Annotated in this window: 13 protein-coding genes and 1 pseudogene; 10 read left to right on the top strand and 4 right to left on the bottom strand. The window is 68.8% G+C overall.

The window, feature by feature from the left end; all coding sequences use genetic code 11:
* Nucleotides 1-4 precede the first annotated feature (4 nt).
* Together yihA and D8I30_RS03260 are read left to right on the top strand one after the other, a co-directional pair.
* Nucleotides 5-673, top strand: a complete 669-nt coding sequence (gene yihA, locus D8I30_RS03265; RefSeq protein ID WP_121481470.1) for a ribosome biogenesis GTP-binding protein YihA/YsxC — start codon at nucleotides 5-7, stop codon at nucleotides 671-673.
* Between the two features lie 53 nt (nucleotides 674-726).
* Nucleotides 727-1,722, top strand: a complete 996-nt coding sequence (locus D8I30_RS03260) for an LLM class flavin-dependent oxidoreductase (protein WP_121481469.1) — start codon at nucleotides 727-729, stop codon at nucleotides 1,720-1,722.
* On the opposite strand, the gene D8I30_RS03255 is transcribed toward D8I30_RS03260, so the two are convergent.
* The 4 genes from D8I30_RS03255 to D8I30_RS03240 are packed head-to-tail and all read right to left on the bottom strand — an operon-like array spanning nucleotide 1,719 to nucleotide 5,684.
* Nucleotides 1,719-2,243, bottom strand: a complete 525-nt coding sequence (locus tag D8I30_RS03255) for a hypothetical protein (RefSeq protein ID WP_121481468.1) — start codon at nucleotides 2,241-2,243, stop codon at nucleotides 1,719-1,721. The genes D8I30_RS03260 and D8I30_RS03255 overlap by 4 nt on opposite strands.
* Nucleotides 2,244-2,248: 5 nt before the next feature.
* Nucleotides 2,249-3,388, bottom strand: coding sequence for a polysaccharide biosynthesis/export family protein (locus D8I30_RS03250; RefSeq protein WP_121481467.1), 1,140 nt, complete (start codon nucleotides 3,386-3,388; stop codon nucleotides 2,249-2,251).
* 20 nt (nucleotides 3,389-3,408) lie between these two features.
* On the bottom strand, nucleotides 3,409-4,689 hold the full coding sequence (locus tag D8I30_RS03245) for a glycosyltransferase family 4 protein (RefSeq protein ID WP_121481466.1): 1,281 nt from the start codon (nucleotides 4,687-4,689) through the stop codon (nucleotides 3,409-3,411).
* Nucleotides 4,689-5,684 carry a KpsF/GutQ family sugar-phosphate isomerase gene (locus D8I30_RS03240; protein ID WP_121481465.1) on the bottom strand — a complete coding sequence of 332 codons (996 nt, stop codon included), beginning with the start codon at nucleotides 5,682-5,684 and terminating at the stop codon, nucleotides 4,689-4,691. Before D8I30_RS03240 ends, D8I30_RS03245 begins: the two co-directional genes overlap by 1 nt.
* Before the next feature lie 179 nt (nucleotides 5,685-5,863).
* Here D8I30_RS03240 and otsB point away from each other — a divergent pair, with 179 nt between their 5' ends.
* From otsB to aguB, 8 genes and pseudogenes are all read left to right on the top strand, one after another.
* Nucleotides 5,864-6,646, top strand: a complete 783-nt coding sequence (gene otsB, locus D8I30_RS03235; RefSeq protein WP_121481464.1) for a trehalose-phosphatase — start codon at nucleotides 5,864-5,866, stop codon at nucleotides 6,644-6,646.
* Nucleotides 6,643-8,427 (top strand): glycoside hydrolase family 15 protein, encoded by a 1,785-nt coding sequence (locus D8I30_RS03230; RefSeq protein ID WP_121481463.1) that lies wholly within the window; start codon nucleotides 6,643-6,645, stop codon nucleotides 8,425-8,427. The genes otsB and D8I30_RS03230 overlap by 4 nt, the downstream gene beginning before the upstream one ends.
* Before the next feature lie 10 nt (nucleotides 8,428-8,437).
* The gene (locus tag D8I30_RS03225) at nucleotides 8,438-9,829 is read left to right on the top strand and encodes an alpha,alpha-trehalose-phosphate synthase (UDP-forming) (RefSeq protein ID WP_121481462.1); all 1,392 of its coding nucleotides are present in this window, start codon (nucleotides 8,438-8,440) and stop codon (nucleotides 9,827-9,829) included.
* Nucleotides 9,830-10,035: 206 nt separating this feature from the next.
* A pseudogene (locus D8I30_RS03220) lies at nucleotides 10,036-11,189 on the top strand (outer membrane beta-barrel protein).
* Between the two features lie 296 nt (nucleotides 11,190-11,485).
* Nucleotides 11,486-12,619 carry a capsular biosynthesis protein gene (locus D8I30_RS03215; protein WP_240387306.1) on the top strand — a complete coding sequence of 378 codons (1,134 nt, stop codon included), beginning with the start codon at nucleotides 11,486-11,488 and terminating at the stop codon, nucleotides 12,617-12,619.
* 179 nt (nucleotides 12,620-12,798) lie between these two features.
* The gene (locus tag D8I30_RS03210; protein WP_121481460.1) at nucleotides 12,799-15,171 is read left to right on the top strand and encodes a TonB-dependent receptor; all 2,373 of its coding nucleotides are present in this window, start codon (nucleotides 12,799-12,801) and stop codon (nucleotides 15,169-15,171) included.
* Nucleotides 15,172-15,401: 230 nt separating this feature from the next.
* On the top strand, nucleotides 15,402-16,403 hold the full coding sequence (locus tag D8I30_RS03205; protein WP_121481459.1) for an agmatine deiminase family protein: 1,002 nt from the start codon (nucleotides 15,402-15,404) through the stop codon (nucleotides 16,401-16,403).
* Nucleotides 16,403-17,269 carry an N-carbamoylputrescine amidase gene (gene aguB / locus D8I30_RS03200; RefSeq protein ID WP_121481458.1) on the top strand — a complete coding sequence of 289 codons (867 nt, stop codon included), beginning with the start codon at nucleotides 16,403-16,405 and terminating at the stop codon, nucleotides 17,267-17,269. Before D8I30_RS03205 ends, aguB begins: the two co-directional genes overlap by 1 nt.

Below are 17,269 nucleotides of genomic sequence, written 5' to 3'. Positions count from 1 at the left end.
TCGCTTGGAATTTTCGGACGAGCCCAAGGTCGGCGAATACGCCGAGGCCGAGATCGAGGCGGCGCGCGTCCTGTTCGCGCGCCCCGCGACCTTCATCATGGGTTGCGCCAAGATCGAGCAACTGCCGAGCCCGGACCTGCCCGAGATCGCCTTCGCCGGCCGCTCCAACGTGGGCAAGTCCAGCCTGATCAACGGCCTGGTCGGCATGCACAAGCTGGCCAGGGCCTCGAACGAGCCGGGCCGCACGCGCGAGGTCAACTTCTTCGACCTGGACGGCCGGATGCGTCTGGTCGACCTGCCCGGCTACGGCTGGGCCAAGGCGTCCAAGACCACGGTGAAGAAGTTCCAGGACCTGGGCCGCGACTATCTGCGCGGCCGGGTGACGCTGAAGCGGGTCTATCTGCTGATCGACAGCCGCCACGGCCTGAAGAAGGTCGACGACGAGGCGCTGGACGCCCTCGACCTGTCGGCCGTCTCCTATCAGATCGTCCTGACCAAGGCCGACAAGCTCAAGAAGGGCGAGGCCGAGAAGGTCCAGGCGGCGACGCTGAAGGCCATCGCCAAGCGGCCGGCGGCCTATCCGCACGTGGCCGTCACCTCGTCCGAGAAGGGCTTCGGCCTGCCGGAGCTGCGCGCCGAGATCATGCGCACGACGGGCGTCGTCCTCGACTGATTTGATCATTTGATCGGTATGGCGCCGCCGCGGCGCGGCCCCATATCGATCGGATGATCCCTCTGTCCATTCTCGATCTCGCCCCCGTGCCGGAAGGCTCCGACGTGGGCCAGGCGCTCGCCAATACCCTCGACCTGGCCCGCCACGCCGAGCGGCTGGGCTACAGCCGCTTCTGGCTGGCCGAGCATCACAACATGCCGGGCATCGCCAGCGCCGCGACCTCGGTCGTCATCGGGGCGGTGGCGGCGGCGACGAAGACCATCCGCGTCGGCGCCGGCGGCGTCATGCTGCCCAACCACGCCCCCCTGGTCATCGCCGAGCAGTTCGGCACGCTGAACGCCCTTCATCCCGGCCGCATCGACCTGGGCCTGGGCCGCGCGCCCGGCTCGGACCAGGCCACGGCGCGGGCCCTGCGCCGCACGCTGACGGGCGACGTCGACGCCTTCCCGCAGGACGTGATGGAGCTGATGCAGTGGTTCGCCCCGGCGACGTCCGATCAGCGCATCATCGCCAACCCTGGCGAGGGCCAGGACGTGCCGATCTGGATTCTGGGCTCCTCGACCTACGGGGCGCAACTGGCGGCCCACCTGGGCCTGCCCTACGCCTTCGCCAGCCATTTCGCGCCGGGCGAGCTGATGCGGGCCATCGACATCTACCGCCGAACCTTCCGCCCGTCGCAGCATCTGGAGAAGCCTTACGTCATGCTGGGCTACAACGCCTTCGTGGCCGAGACGGATGCGGCGGCGCGCCTGCTCTTCACTTCGGTCCAGCAGGCCTTCGTCAATCTGCGCACCGGCCGTCCCGGCAAGCTGCCGCCGCCGGTCGAGGGCTATTACGAGGCTCTGGACGGCGCGGCGCGGGGCATGATCGACGCCGCCCTGGCCTGTTCGGCCGTCGGCTCGCCCGCGACGGCCAAGGCCGCCCTGGACGCCTTCATCGCCCGGACGGAGGCGGACGAGCTGATGATCACCAGCCAGATCTGGGACCCCGTCGCCCGCGTGCGTTCGATCGAACTGCTGGCCCAGGCGACGGGACTGGCCGAACCCTAGTCGTCGCCCTCGGGCGGCAGGAAGAGGAGCGGGCCGGCGGCGTCCAGGGGAGCGCCGGGATTCGACAGGCGGCGCCAGGAAGCGCCGAGGCGGATGGCGTCGGCGAGGTCTTGCGGCGAAATGGGCGCCTCCTCCGTGAGCCGCGCGCGCAGGCCCCGGCAGGCGGTCAGGAGGGCGGCGGCCTGCCGCACCTCGGCAATCCGGGAGCGGGCGCCCAGATGCTCCAGCGAGGCGAAACGCCAGCCTTCTTTCGGCGGCGCCGCTTCGATCATCGCCCATTTTTCGGCTGGCGTGAGGTCGTCGGCTACCTTTTCCCACGCGCCTTCGCGGCCTCGTTGACGATATTGGCCCGGCTGATCGGGCAGGCCGTGGCGGCCATAGACCCCGGCCGCGGCCGCCTCCATGGCTGCAATCTCGACGAGCAGGCTGTCCACGCCCTCGTCGGGGGAACGGCCGGGGCGCTCGGGCGCGGCTGCGCGACTGGCGTGATCGTCGCGACGGCGTCCGAAGCGGCCCAGCATCAGGCCTAGTTGAGCGTCAGGGTGCTGGTGACCGAGACGTCATAGACCACGCGGGTGATGCTCTGCACGACCTCGAAGAATTTGCGCATCTCGGCGGCCCCGGCGCGCGGGGCGTAGATAATGTCGTCCGGCTCGATCTGGAAATTGCTGGCGATGAAGAAGCCCTCGCCCTCGTTCAGATTCAGGCGATAGACGACCGGCACCCCGCGCGAGGTCGCCGGCTGCTGGATGCCCAGGGCCTGGGCCACCTCGGGCCGCTCGAAGCGGAAGACCAGGACCGATCGGGCGTTGGCCTGGTTGGCGTCCAGGCCGCCGACGCCGCCCAGCGCCTCGGCCAGGGTCAGCGGGCCGGGCGGAAGTTCGCTGCGCGCCACGGCGTTGAAAGCGCCGAAGGAGCTGAAGCGACGCGGCTTGTACACCAGGTTGATCTGGTCGCCGCGCTGCAGGCGCACGTTCTCGTTGAACTCGGTCGTGACGATCGCCATCGGCGCCGCATAGGTGCGGCCATCGCGCTGGATGCGCACGTCGACGTCGTGGATCGACCGTGACGAGCCGCCGGCGGCGGCGATGACGTCCAGGATGCGGTCGTGATTGGCCGACAGGGGCTGGCGGCCGGGGCTGCGCACCTCGCCCAGAACGGTGACGGCGTTGGAGGCGTTGCCGGAGATGGTGACGATCACCTGCGGATTGACCGCCTTGCCGACCAGGGCGCGGCGCACGGCGGCCGAGGCCTGGCTCGGGGTCAGGCCCTGGACCTGGACCTCGCCGGCGAAGGGCAGGGGGACGGCGCCGTTGCGGTTCACGACCAGGGGCGGAAGAGTCTGGTTGCCGGCCGCCGTGGCGCTGGCGCCGCCGAACAGGCCGCCGCCGGGCTCGAAGATGCTGACGACCAGGGTGTCGCCCACGCCGATGACATCGGTCGGGGCTTCGCTGGAGGCCAGGGCCAGGCTCGAGAAGGACCGCGGCGGGGCCGCCTTCAGCCGTTCGCTCAGCTCGAAATCGAGCGGGACGATCGCATAGTCGCCTTCGCGCTCGGGCGAGGAGGCGCCCTGGGCCACGCTCAGGCCCGACGGTCCGTCGCGCGGCAGGGTGGAGCACCCGGCAAGCAGGGCGACGATGATCAGGCTGGCGGCGGTTCTGGTCATGGCGACTCTGTGCAGTTTGATCAGATACTTACCCGCAGGGCGGCGGCGTCGCCAGAGGGCGGCAGCACCTGCTGCTCGATCACCTCGAAATGCCGGTCCCAGGTCGGGGCGGAATAGGGCGGGGCGACCGGCGCCCGGCGGGTCCAGTCCTCGATGGCGGCCAGCCAACCCAGGCCGTCCAGCGGATCGATCAGGCGGGCGTGGGGCACCAGTTCGCGGTGGGCGGCGATGTCCGAGGCGATCAGGGGCAGGCCCATGGCGCTGGCCTCGACGGCGGGCAGGTCGAAGCCCTCAGTCGCCGAGGGGGCCACCACGGCGCGGGCGCCGCGCATGAGGGCCGACAAGGCGCAGTCGGGCAGGTCCTCGGCCTGATGGACGAGCCCCTGCAGATTCGGCGAGCGCTGAAGCAGGTCCAGCACCGCCTCATTCTCCCAGCCGTAGCGGCCGACCAGGACCAGGCGGGGAGCCTCGGCGCCCATCTTTTCCTGCAAGCGGCGCCAGACGGTCAGCAGGAAGGCCAGGTTCTTGCGCGCTTCGATGGTGCCGACGTGGATGAAGTAGGGGTGGGCCGCGCCGACGGCGAGCGTCCCGTTCAGGCTCGGCTCCAGGCCCAGGTGGGCGACGTCCACCGGCGGGGTCGGCAGGGCCGAACGATCGGCGAAGGCGTGCAGTTCGTCGGCGGTATGCTGGGAGTTGACGATGATGCGCGAGGCGTGGCGCAGCACATTGACGACACGGCGCTCGTGCTTGGCCCGGTCGCCGGGGCGGCAGAATTCGGGATGGGTGATCGGGATCAGGTCGTGGATCATCACCACCCGCTCGATGTTCCACGCATCCAGGGAGGTCAGGATGTCGGGCGTGTTGAGGCTGGTGTGGCCGACATTCAGATAGGCGCGGGCCGAGGGCGGCGCCTTGATCTTGCCGGTGCGGAAATACTGCTTCCAGACGCGTCGTTGAATGCCTTTGGGCGGCGCTTCAGGGTCGGGCGCGTGGCCGATGACCGAGACCGTGTTGTCGGGCGAGCGCAGGGCGTCGAACAGGCGCTGGGCGTCAGGCCCCAGTTCGCTGACGGCGCCCGGGCCGCTCCAGCGCGCCCGCAGTTCGGCGATCCGGTCGCGGAACCAGTCGTTGTCGACGCGCGCCAGCCGATCATGGCGCGCCCGGACCGGCGTCATCCGATAGACGGGGTGCCGGATCAGCCATTCCGCATAGGCCAGGCAGACCCGGTCCACCCCGGTCGGCGCGCTGCGCTCGGCGCGGCTGAGCAGCCGGCTGGCGTCGAACAGGATGTCCTCAGGCATCAGGACACGTAGCCCGCCTGCATCAACTCGGCGATGTGGATGATGGCGACCGGACGGCGATCGTCGACGACGAACAGATTGCTGATCTTGTTGGCGCTCAGCAGGTCGACCACGTCGCTCATGCGGGCCTCGGGATCGACGGTGATCGGGCTGCGGCTCATGATGTCCTCGGCGCGCAGGGCCGAGATGTCGTGGGCGAAGGCGCGGCGGATGTCGCCGTCGGTGATCATGCCCGCCAGGGTCCCGTCGGGCGCCAGGACCGCGACCGCCCCCTTGCGGCCCTCGGTGATGGCCGAGACCACGGCGCTGAAGTCGGCGTCCAGCGGCACGCCGGCGGGGGCGGCGGCGTTGTCGCCCATCCATTCGCGCACGGTCTGCAGGCTCATGCCCAGGGCGCCGCCGGGATGGTGCAGGCCGAAATCCTCGCGCGTGAAGCCGCGCCGGTCCATCAGCACCATGGCCAGGGCGTCGCCGATGGCCAGGGTCATCAGGGTCGAGGTCGTGGGGGCCAGGCCGTTGGGGCAGGCCTCGGCCACCTTGGGCATGGTCAGGCAGACGTCGGAGTGGCGGCCCAGGAAGCTCTGCGGCCGCTGGGTGAGGCCGATGACCGGAATGTCGTTGCGGGCGCAGAAGATCAGTGGGTCGCGCAGTTCGCGGCTCTCGCCCGAATTGGAGATGGCCAGCAAGGTGGTGTCCGGGCGCAGCATGCCCAGGTCGCCGTGGCTCATCTCGGCCGGGTGGACGAAGAAGGAGTTGGTCCCGGTGGAGGCCAGGGTGGCGGCGATCTTGCCGCCGATGTGTCCCGACTTGCCCATGCCGGTCACCACTACATAGCCCGGCCGCGACAGGATGACGTCGGCGGCGCGCGCGATCGAGGTGTCCAGAGACCGCTCCAGGGCCTGCAGCGCCTCTATGTTCAGGCGCACGACCTCGCGCGCCCGATCGGACATGGCGGCGAGTTGCTCGGGAGAAGAGGAAACGGAATTTGCGGTCATGACGGCTCCTAGGCGCCGGGGTCGCTTCTGCGGCTCTTGGTAGCGCACAGGGAAATGCCCCATTCGGGGGATCGGCACAATGGCGAGACGGGTGGGGAAACGCCGAAGGAAATGACAACCATTGCGGCCGCCGTGCGTTGCAATACGTCCTGGGGACAGAAAATAGAACCTTGAGACGGATGTCATCTGAACCGGGGCTTTCGAGCCCTCGACTGCCCGCGCCGCCGGCCCGTCTGACCGGCGCGGCCCTTTTCCTTGACCTAGACGGCGTCCTGGCGCCGCTGGCGCCGACCCCGGACGCGGTCGTCCCGGAACCCCGCCGCACCGCGACGATCGAACGGGTGACCAGGGCCCTGGACGGCCGGGTGGCCGTGGTCAGCGGCCGCACCCTGGCCGAGATCGACCGCATCGTCGGCGGCGCGGCGCGCGCCGCCTCGGGCGTGCATGGTCTGGAGCGGCGCCGGGCCGACGGCGCCCTGACCGCGCGCAAGCCCGCGCCGTCGGTGCGCGCCGCCCTGGCCGCCTTCGCCGCCTTCGCCGACGCCCGGCCCGGCGTGATCGTCGAGGACAAGGGCCTGTCCGCAGGCCTGCATTTTCGCCAGGCGCCGGACCATGCCGAGGCCGCCCTGGCCATGGCGACCGCCCTGGCCAACGAAACCGGACTGGCGCTCCAGCCCGGCGCCATGGTGCTGGAGCTCAAGACGCCTGGCGCGGACAAGGGCACGGCCGTCGCCGCCTTCATGGCCGAACCGCCCTTCGCCGGCGCCACGCCCGTCATGGTCGGCGACGACCTGACCGACGAGGCCGGGTTCCTGGCGGCCGCGGCCCTGGGCGGGTTCGGCGTTCTGGTCGGACCGGAGCGGCCCACGGCGGCCCGCTATCGGCTCGAGGGGGTCGGGGCGGTGCTCGATTGGCTCGGCGGCCTGGCTGCGGCCGCGACGGACGAGGAGACGCGCGCATGACGCCCAGCCTGGACCTGGCGCCCATCGGCAACTGTTCGGTCAGCGCCCTGATCGACCGGCAGGGACGGTTCGTCTGGGCCTGCGCCCCGCGCATCGACGACGACCCCGTCTTTTCGGCGCTGATGGACGGCGAGGCCCCCGAACACGGCTTCTGGTCGATCGAGCTGGAGGGGCTGAAGACGACCGAGCAGGCCTATGTGCGCAACACCGCCGTGCTGCGCACCGTGCTGACGGCCGAGAACGGCGCCTCGGTCGAGATCATCGACTTCTGTCCGCGCCATCTGAAGCATTCGCGCATCTATCGCCCGATCGCCTTCGGCCGGGTGGTGCGCCCTCTGACGGGGACGCCGCGCATCACCGTGCGTCTGCGCCCCGCCGCCGACTGGGGCGCGCGGCTGGCCGAGCGCACCTCGGGCTCGAACCACATCCGCTATATGTGCAGCGACGTGACCCTGCGCCTGACCACCAACTGCCCGGTCAGCCATGTGCTCAACGAGCGCACCTTCCGCCTGGAGGAGGAACTGGCCTTCTTCCTGGGGCCGGACGAGGGCTACGACCAGTCGGTGGTGGCGGGCGTCAACGCCGCCCTGGACCTGACCGTCGCCCACTGGAAGCACTGGACCCGCACCCTCTATCTGCCGCTGGAGTGGCAGGAGGCGGTGATCCGCGCGGCCATCGCCCTGCGGCTGTGCGTCTATGAGGAGACGGGCGCCATCGTGGCGGCCATGACCACTTCGGTGCCCGAGTTCCCGGAAAGCGGGCGCAACTGGGACTATCGCTACTGCTGGATCCGCGACGCCTACTACACGGTGCGGGCGCTGAACCGGCTCGGCGCGGTGGACATCCTGGAGAGCTATCTCGGCTATCTGCGCAACCTGGTCGACGCCTCGGCGGGCGGCCATGTGCAGCCGGTCTATGGCGTGGGGCTGGAGCCCGCCATCGTCGAGCGCATCGTCGACAGCGTCGAGGGCTATCGCGGCATGAAGCCGGTGCGCGTCGGCAATCAGGCGCACGAACACCTGCAGCACGACGTCTATGGCCAGATCGTCCTGCCCCTGGTCCAGGCCTTCTTCGACCATCGCCTGCTGCGCCCCGGCACCATCGAGGACTTCCGCGCCCTGGAGTGGGTGGGCGAGCGCGCCTTCGCCATGCACGATCGGGTCGACGCCGGGCTGTGGGAGTTCCGCACCATCGCCCGGGTGCACACCTATTCCTCGGTCATGTGCTGGGCCGCGTGCGACCGCCTGGCCAAGGCGGCGCATCACCTGGGCCTGAGCGACCGCGAAGAGCTGTGGCGCGAGCGGGCGCGCATCATCCGCGAGCGCATTGAGGCCGAGGCCTATCTGCCCGACGAGGGCCGCTTCGCCGCCAGCTTCGGCGGGACCGAGCTGGACGCCGCCCTGCTGCAGATGACCGATCTGGGCTTCCTCGATGCGCGCGACCCGCGCCAGGTGCGCACCTTCGAGGCCATCGAGCGGGACCTGAAACGGGGGGCCTATCTGTTCCGCTACATCCATCCCGACGACTTCGGCGAGCCGGAGACGGCCTTCAACTTCTGCACCTTCTGGTACATCGAGGCCCTGCATCTGAACGGCCGCACCGAAGAGGCGCGCGCCATCTTCGACGAGATGCTGAGCCGGCGCACGCACGCGGGCCTGCTGAGCGAGGACATCGCCATCCAGGACGGCGAACTGTGGGGCAACTATCCGCAGACCTATTCCCTGGTCGGCATCATCAACTGCGCTGTCCTGCTCAGCCGGTCGTGGCAGGACGCGCGATGAGCCGGCTGCCATGACTCGCTTGATCGTCGTCTCCAACCGGGTCTCGGCGCCCCGCGATCCGGCGGCGGGTTCGACCGGCGGCCTGGCCATGGCCCTGTCGGCGGCCCTGAGAAAATATGAGGGCCTGTGGTTCGGTTGGTCCGGCGAGACGGTCGAGCGGTTCACAGGCGAGCTGAACATCGAGGACCGCGCCGGGGTCACGGTGGCCACCGTCGACCTGGAGCCCCAGGACGTCGACGAATACTACAACGGCTACGCCAACAAGACCCTGTGGCCCCTGTTTCATCACCGGGTCGACCTGACCGCCTATGAGCGTTCCTACGGCGAGGGCTATGAGCGGACCAACCGCCGCTTCGCCGAGGTGCTGCAGCCCCTGTTGCGACCCGACGACGTCATCTGGATCCACGACTACCACATGATCCCCATGGCCCGGGACCTGAGGCGGCTGGGCGTGAGGAACCGCATCGGCTTCTTCCTGCACATCCCCTGGCCGGCGCGACAGCTGCTGGTGACCCTGCCGCACCATCGCCGCCTGGTGGAGTCGATGTTCGACTTCGACCTGCTGGGGTTTCAGACGAGGGAGTGGCTGGGGTTGTTCGAGCGCTACGTCGAGGTCGAGGCGCGGGGCCGTATCCTGGGCGGCGGTCGGGTCGAGGCTTTCGGCCGCAGCGTCCGCGCCGGGGTCTTTCCCATCGGCATCGACGTGGAGGGTTTCCTGGCGGCGCGAAACTCGGTTCTGGGACGGCGGACCTACGACCGGATGGCCGCCTCGGCGGCCTTCCGCTCCATGATCGTCGGCGTCGACCGGCTCGACTACTCCAAGGGGCTGGAGCAGCGCCTGCTCGGCTATGAGCAGTTCCTAGAGGACAACCCCGACCTGCGCGGCGAGGTCTTCCTGCTCCAGGTCACGCCCATCTCGCGCGACGAGGTGGACACCTATCAGGACATGCGGGTGCGGCTCGAGGCCCTGGCCGGGCGCATCAACGGCGCCTACGCCGACATGGACTGGCAGCCGATCCGCTATCTGAACCGCACCTTCCGCCGGGATCAGCTGGCGGGCATCTACCGCGCGGCCAAGGTGGGGCTGGTGACGCCCCTGCGCGACGGCATGAACCTGGTGGCCAAGGAATATGTCGCCGCCCAGAACCCCGAGGACCCGGGGGTGCTGATCCTGTCGCGCTTCGCCGGGGCGGCCGAACAGATGGGCGAGGCCCTGCTGGTGAACCCGTTCAGCCGCGAGGAGCTGTCCGAAGCGATCAAGAAGGCGCTGACCATGCCGCGAGAAGAGCGCATCCGAAAATGGAAGGCCCTGATGCAGGTCGTCCGCGACACCGACGTCGCCCATTGGCGCGACGACTATGTGCGGGCTTTGATGGCTGCGGCGGCCTCGGGCGACGCCTGATTCGACGCACGCCGGGGGGACCTTCCGAGGGCGTCCGCGCCCCTCCGATTGCCGAAGGGGCGGCAGCGCATGTGTTGAAACGGCGCCACAGTCGCCACATTCGACGCACAATCCAGGGGAACCGCAGCGCTGCAACGCCGTTCGGCCCAACGAGCGTCTTCGCGGCAGCGCGAGGCTTTCGGATCAACAAGGAGAGTGAGGACACCATGAAGCTCAAACTTCTGGCCAGTGTCGCCGCCGCGGGGCTGTTCGCAGCCGGCGCCGCCTCGGCGGAGCCCGATGGCTGGTACGGCGCGATCGACGCCGGCTACCACGTCATTGACGACATCAACACGGAAGCGTCCACCAACGGCGCCAACTGGAACTGGGAAGTGAACGACGGCTGGGCGGCCTTCGCTCGCCTCGGCTACCGTTTCAATCCGAACTGGCGCGTCGAACTCGAAGGCGGCTACCGCTCGGGCGACATCGGCACGGTGCGCGCCGTGTCGGGCGCGCAAGGCCTGTGCAACCTGACGCCGGCCACCGGCCCTTGTCACTCGCCCGATGGCGACATCACGTCCACGACGCTGATGGCCAACGTCATCTATGACTTCGGCTCGCCGGACTGGACCATCCGTCCGTTCGTGGGCCTGGGCGTGGGCGCGAACCGCGTCAACACCGACGTCGTCGGCCGCCTGCGCCAGACCCCGGCCGTCAGCTTCGCCGCTGACGACACCTCGACCAAGTTCGCCGCCCAGGCGATCGCCGGTCTGGCCTGGGCCGTCTCGGACCGCGCCAACATCGACCTGACCTATCGCTACCTGACCGGCGACATGGAGTTCGATACGCGCGTCGCGGGCACGGGCAATGTGCCCTTCGGCATCATGTCGGGCGACTACGACCAGTCGCACACCGTGACCCTGGGCCTGCGCTATGCGTTCGGCGCCGAGCCGGTGGCCCCGCCGCCGCCGCCCCCGCCGCCGCCGCCGCCCCCCCGCCGCCGCCGCCGCCGCCGCCGCCGCCGCCGCCGCCTCCGGCCAAGCCGGCCGCGCGTCAGTTCGTGGTCTATTTCGACTGGGACCGCTCGGACCTGACGGCGGAAGCCCGCTCGGTGGTGACGCAGGCCGCCAACTACGCCAAGTCGGGCGCTCCGACCCGCATCCTGGTCGTCGGCTACACCGACACCTCGGGTTCGGCCGCCTACAACGTGGGCCTGTCGAACCGCCGTGCGCGCACCGTGGCTGACGCCCTGGTCGCCCAAGGCGTCAACGGCGGCGTGATCTCGCTGGACGGCAAGGGTGAAACCGCCCTGGCCAAGCCGACGGCCGACGGCGTGCGCGAGCCGCTGAACCGTCGCGCCACCGTCGACATCAACTTCTAGGATCAAGGGGCCGGTCGTGATCGGCCCCCGAGACCTGAAAGTCGATCAAGGCGAAAGGCCGCCGACTCCATCATGGGTTCGGCGGCCTTGATTCTTGCGCTTGGGTTGTAAATAGCTCCGGTTTCGCCTTGCCAAGCATCGAGCCCGGCTATTAATAAGGCCTGCCTCCCGAAAGATAACAGCGTTTGCTTGCGCCCTTTGATCCTGACCAGCCAGACGCAGGTTTCCAGACCCTTGCTGATCTGAGCGGCCGTCGCTTTCTCATCGTGTCCGCGCCTTTCGGGCGTTTTGGGCGCGTGCTGGCGCACGCCATCGAGACGCGTGGCGGCGAGGTTCGGCGCATGCTGTTCAACGCCGGCGACGTGGCGAACTGGAGACGCTCGGGCGGCGTGCCCTTCCGCGAGAAGGCCGCCGGGTGGCGCCAGCGGCTGGCCGAACTGGCTGCCGATTTCACCGACATCATCGTTTTCGGCGAGGGCGGCCCCTATAATCAGGGCGTTCTCGAACAGGCGGCCAGCCTCAGCGCGCGGGTCTGGGTTCTGGAGAACGGCTATTTCCGACCGGACTGGATCACCCTCGAGCGCGATGGAGTGAACGGCTCAAGCGCTCTGCCGCGATCCGCCGCTGGGTATCCGCCGCCGCCGCCCGAGCTTCCCGTCTCCCGACCTGTGGGCAAGATACTGCCCCACCACGTCATCAACATCAGCCTCTACCATGCGGTGCAGCCGTTCGGCCGGCTGATGTTCCCCCATCACCGCCACCATTATACGGCCTCGCCGTGGCGTCAGTGCCTGGGCCATGTGCGGCGTTATCTCGGCCTGGGAATGCGGTTGCCCCGCGTCAACGACGCCGGCCGCCTGCGGGCGAAGGGACCCTTCTTCATCGCCTGCCTGCAGCGGGACGGCGACGCCCAGCTGCTGCGCTATTCCGAGATACACGACAACCTGTCCTTCCTGGCGCACGTCATGGACAGCTTTGTCCGCGGCGCCCCGCCCGACAGCCGGCTGGTCGTCAAGAATCACCCGCTCGATCCCGGCCTCGTCAACCTGGCGCGCGAGACGCGCCGCATGGCCGAAGCGCGCGGACTGAAGGGCCGGGTCGACTTCATCGACGGCGGCAACCTGGCCCAGCTGTGCCGCGCCTCGGAGGGCATGGTGGTGAACAACTCCAGCGCCGCCCTGTCGGCCCTGGGCTTCGGCACGCCGGTCAAGGTGCTGGGACAGGCCTTCTTCGACTTCGAGGGACTGACGGACCAGAAGCCGCTGGACGCCTTCTGGCGGGCGCCGCGCCCGGCCGATCGCCAGCTTTTCGCGGCGTTCCGCGCCTATGTCATCGATCGGACGCAGATCAACGGCAACTATCACGAACCCCGGGTCATGGCGGCGACGGCGGCCCGCGTGGCGGACGCCCTGGCGACGCGCCTGAAATAGGCGCTGATGATTCCCTGCGACTCGGTGTGGCGCCCCGGCCACCTCGGGCGGCTGTCATTTTTCTGTCACGCAAGTGTCGCCCGACCTTCCTAGAGCGGGCTTAAGGCGCAGGCCATCGGGCAGCCGCATTTCGGCCCGCCTTGCACGGCGCTTTGCCTTTATCACTGGGATACAGACAGATGACCATCCGCAAACAGCTCTTCTGGGCGACTACCGCCCTGATGAGCAGCCTCTTCGTCGCCGAGACCGCTTCGGCCCAATCGACGGCTTCGCAGGCTGTGGAAGAGCGCGCCACTCAAGTCGGCGACGTGGTCGTCACCGGCGCCCGCGGTCCGCGCGCCATCGAAGGCGTGGTCGCTGAGAACAATCCGAAGTCGCGCGCGACCATCACGGAAGCCTTCATCGGCACCCAGGCCGCCGGCCAGACGATCCTGAACTCGATCAACCTGCTGCCGGGCGTCAACTTCACCAACAACGACGCCTACGGCTCGGCCGGCGGCGACCTGACCATCCGCGGCTTCGATTCGGCCCGCGTCTCGCTGACGCAAGACGGCATTCCGCTGAACGACACCGGCAACTACGCCATCTATTCGAACCAGCAGCTGGACCCGGAACTGATCCAGCGCGCTTCGGTGAACCTGGGCACGACCGACGTCGACAGCCCGACGGCCTCGGCCACCGGCGGCACCGTCAACTACATCACGCGTCGTCCGGCCAATGAGTTCGGCGTCATCCTGCAGCCCTCGCTGGGCGAGTACGGCTACAAGCGCATCTTCGCCCTGGTGGACACGGGCGAGATCGGCCCGTGGGGCACCACGGCGTGGTTCTCGGCCTCGAAGACCGTCTATGACCACTTCGTGGGCGCCGGCGGCGTCGACAAGATGCAGCTGAACGGCCGCATCTATCAGTCGCTGGGCGACAACGGCGACTTCGTTGCCGTGACCGGCCACTACAACGAAAACCGCAACGAGTTCATGCCGCGCGTTCGTCTGGCTGACTTCGTCAAGGGCGGCGCCTACGACAAGGACGACTACAACACCGTCCGCTCGCAAGCCACGGCGATCAACCCGTCGAACACCGGCAACATCCGCGGCCAGTCGCGCTTCACCCTGAGCGACACCCTGAAGCTGACGATCGACCCGTCGTTCCAGTACACCCTGGCGCACGGCGGCGGCACGCAGAACATGCGCGAAAACGATCCGCAGCTGATCGGCAACTCGTCGGCCGCCGGCGTCGACCTGAACGGCGACGGCGACTTCAACGACACGGTGACCCTGTTCCGTCCGAACATCACCAACACGCATCGCTACGGCGTCACCAGCTCGCTGATCTGGGATGCGGCCGAAGATCACCAGTTCCGCCTGGCCTACACCTTCGACTGGGGTCGTCACCGCCAGACCGGCCAGTTCGGCTTCATCGACGCCAACGGCTTCCCGGAAGATCCGTTCGCGGGTCGCAACGGTCGCGCGGTCAAGCTGCCCGACGGCACCATCCTGCGCCGCCGCGACCGTCTGTCGTACGCCATGCTGAACCAGATCGCGGCTGAATATCGCGGCTCGTTCTTCAACAACACGGTCGACGTGACCCTGGGCGCCCGCGCTCCGTTCTTCGATCGCGAGCTGAACAACTTCTGCTATCAGCGCGACACCTTCAACGCCTACTGCACCACGCAGGTCGGCGTTGATGCGGACGGCGACGGCCTGGTCACCTTCCCGCAGTCGTCGATGAACGGCAGCGCCAGCAACGAGTACGGCGCGCCGCGTTCGTTCGACAAGCAGTACGACGCCTTCCTGCCGAACGCCGGCGTGACCTGGAAGTTCGCCGAGAACCAGTCGATCTACGCCTCGTACGCCGAAGGCTTCTCGGCGCCGCGCACCGACGACCTGTACGACGTCGTCGACGTGAACCCGGAACCGGAAACCACCAACTCCTACGACCTGGGCTACCGCTACCAGTCGGGTTCGGTGATCGCCTCGGTCGCCGTGTGGAAGACGGACTACTCGAACCGCATCGTGCGCACCTTCGACGAAGCCGCCGGCCTGTTCCTGACGCGTAACGTCGGCGACGTGACCCTGCAGGGCGTGGACGGTCAGATCGGCTGGTCGCCGATGGAGAACCTGAGCCTGACCGGTTCGTTCACCTACACCGACAGCGAAGTGAAGAACGACCTGCCGAACGGCGTGGTGGGCGGCGTGCCGCAGTTCATCGAGATCGCCGGCAACCAGCTGGTCGAGACCCCGGACTGGCAGTTCGGCGCCCGCGCCGCCTACACGATCGGCAAGTTCGATCTGGGCCTGCAAGGCAAGTACGTCGGCGAGCGCTTCTCGAACGACATCAACACGGAAGTCGCGCCTGACTACCTGACCTTCGACCTGGACGTCCGCTACAACCTGGCTTCGGTCGGCGCCGGCGGTTCCTACATCCAGCTGAACGTCATCAACCTCTTCGACGAAGAGTACCTGGGCGACATCTCGACCTCGACCACGGGCGCCGCCCAATACCAGCTGGGCGCCCCGCGCACGGCCATGGTCACCCTGCGCGCTTCGTTCTAAGAACCAGGCGTCACTTGAAGACGGGAAGGGCGGTCCGGCGACGGGCCGCCCTTTCTTTATTGAGACGGCCTAACGCGCCGTCGCGCGACTTGAGGCCATTGCGCCCTGACCGCGTCGTCGCGCGGCTCGAGGACTGGGCGTGAAACGCCCGCCGCCATTGAACCCGGGGGCGTCAGGGCCTATCTGGCCCCCTTCGTGCTTCATCCTTCTTTTTGTGGACGTTCTCGCCCATGACCCTGCCTATTCCCGCCGAATGGACGCCGCATCGTGCGATGTGGGTCGGCTGGCCCAGCCATGTCGATCTGTGGGAGGACAACCTCGAACCGGCCCAGGCCGAGGTCGAGGCCCTGGTCCGCGCCCTGGCCGGGCCGGGCCGCGAGCGGGTTAAGCTGATGGTCGGCAATGACCAGGCCCTGGCCGACGCCCAGGCGCGCTTCGCCGACGCGGCGGGCGTCACCGTCGTGGCCGGGCGCTTCGGCGACATCTGGCTGCGCGACACCGGGCCGATCTTCGGCGTCGGCTCGGCCTCGGCCCAGGCCTTTGTCTTCAACGGCTGGGGCGGCAAGTATGACCTGCCGCACGACGACGAGGTCGCCGACCAGATCGGCGAGCAGACGGGCGTCGCCCTGACCCGCCACGATTTCATCCTGGAAGGCGGCGCCGTGGACCACGACGGCGAGGGCACGGTGCTGACCACGCGCCAGTGCGTGATGAACCCCAACCGCAACACCGGCTGGACCGAGGAAACGGCCGAAGCCGCCTTCGCCCAGGCCCTGGGCGCTCGGAAGGTGCTGTGGCTCGGCGACGGCCTGCTGAACGATCACACCGACGGCCATGTCGACAACCTGGCCCGCTTCGTCGCGCCGGGCGTGGTCGCCTGTCCGATCGCCTTCGGCCCCAAGGATCCCAACGCCGAGGTCTATGACGAAGCGGCCGAGGCCCTGGCCGCCATGACCGACGCCGCTGGGCGCCCGATCCGGGTGCTGCGCATCCCCTCGCCGGGCCTGATCCTGGACGAGGACGAACGCCCGATCCCGGCCAGCCACATGAACTTCCTGATCGCCGACGGCGCCGTGGTGGTGCCGACCTACGGCAATGAGACCGCCGCCCGCCTGGCCTGCGAGGCCCTGGCGACCGTCTTCACCGACCGCGAGATCATCCCTCTGCCGTCGATCGCCACCCTGTCGGGCGGCGGTTCCTTCCACTGCATCAGCCAGCAGGAGCCCGCGTGATGACCCGTCAGATCACCGTCGCCGCCATCCAGACCTCGTACGGCGAGGACATGCAGGCGAACATCGACAAAACCATCGGCTTCATCCGCGACGCCGCGGCCAAGGGCGCCCAGGTCATCCTGGCGCCGGAGCTGTTCCAGGGGCCGTACTTCTGCGTCTCGCAGGAAGAGAAGTGGTTCGGCGCCGCCTATCCGTGGCGCGAGCACCCGGCCGTGACCCAGCTTCAGCCCGTGGCCAAGGAACTGGGCGTCGTCTTGCCGGTCTCGATCTTCGAGCGCGAAGGGCCGCACTATTTCAACAGCCTAGTGATGATCGACGCCGACGGCGAACTGATGGGCGTCTATCGCAAGAGCCATATTCCTGACGGTCCCGGCTATCAGGAGAAGTACTACTTCCGCCCCGGCGATACCGGCTTCAAGGTCTGGGACACGCGCTTCGGCCGCATCGGCGTCGGCATCTGCTGGGACCAGTGGTACCCGGAGACCGCCCGCGCCATGATGCTGCAAGGGGCGGAGATCCTGCTCTACCCGACCGCCATCGGCACCGAGCCGCATGACGACACCCTGGACACCGCCGCCCCGTGGCGGCGCGCCATGCAGGGCCACGCGGTGTCCAACGTCGTGCCGGTCGTCGGCGCCAACCGCATCGGCCATGAGCAGGTGACCGAGGCGGGCCAGACCTATTACGGCCATTCCTTCATCGCCGACCATCGCGGCGACCTGGTCGAGAGCCTGGACCGGGAGGAGGGCGTTCTGGTCCACACCTTCGACCTGGACTTCCTGGATCGCCACCGCGCCGCCTGGGGCTTTTTCCGCGACCGCCGCACCGACCTGTACGGCGCCCTGGCGACGGGCCGCCCGGCCTGA

Origin of the sequence: Brevundimonas naejangsanensis, from assembly GCF_003627995.1 — a bacterium.
Lineage (GTDB): Bacteria > Pseudomonadota > Alphaproteobacteria > Caulobacterales > Caulobacteraceae > Brevundimonas > Brevundimonas naejangsanensis_B.
Note: the sequence above shows the minus strand (reverse complement) of the source record. Positions and strands in the feature narration are given on the sequence as shown.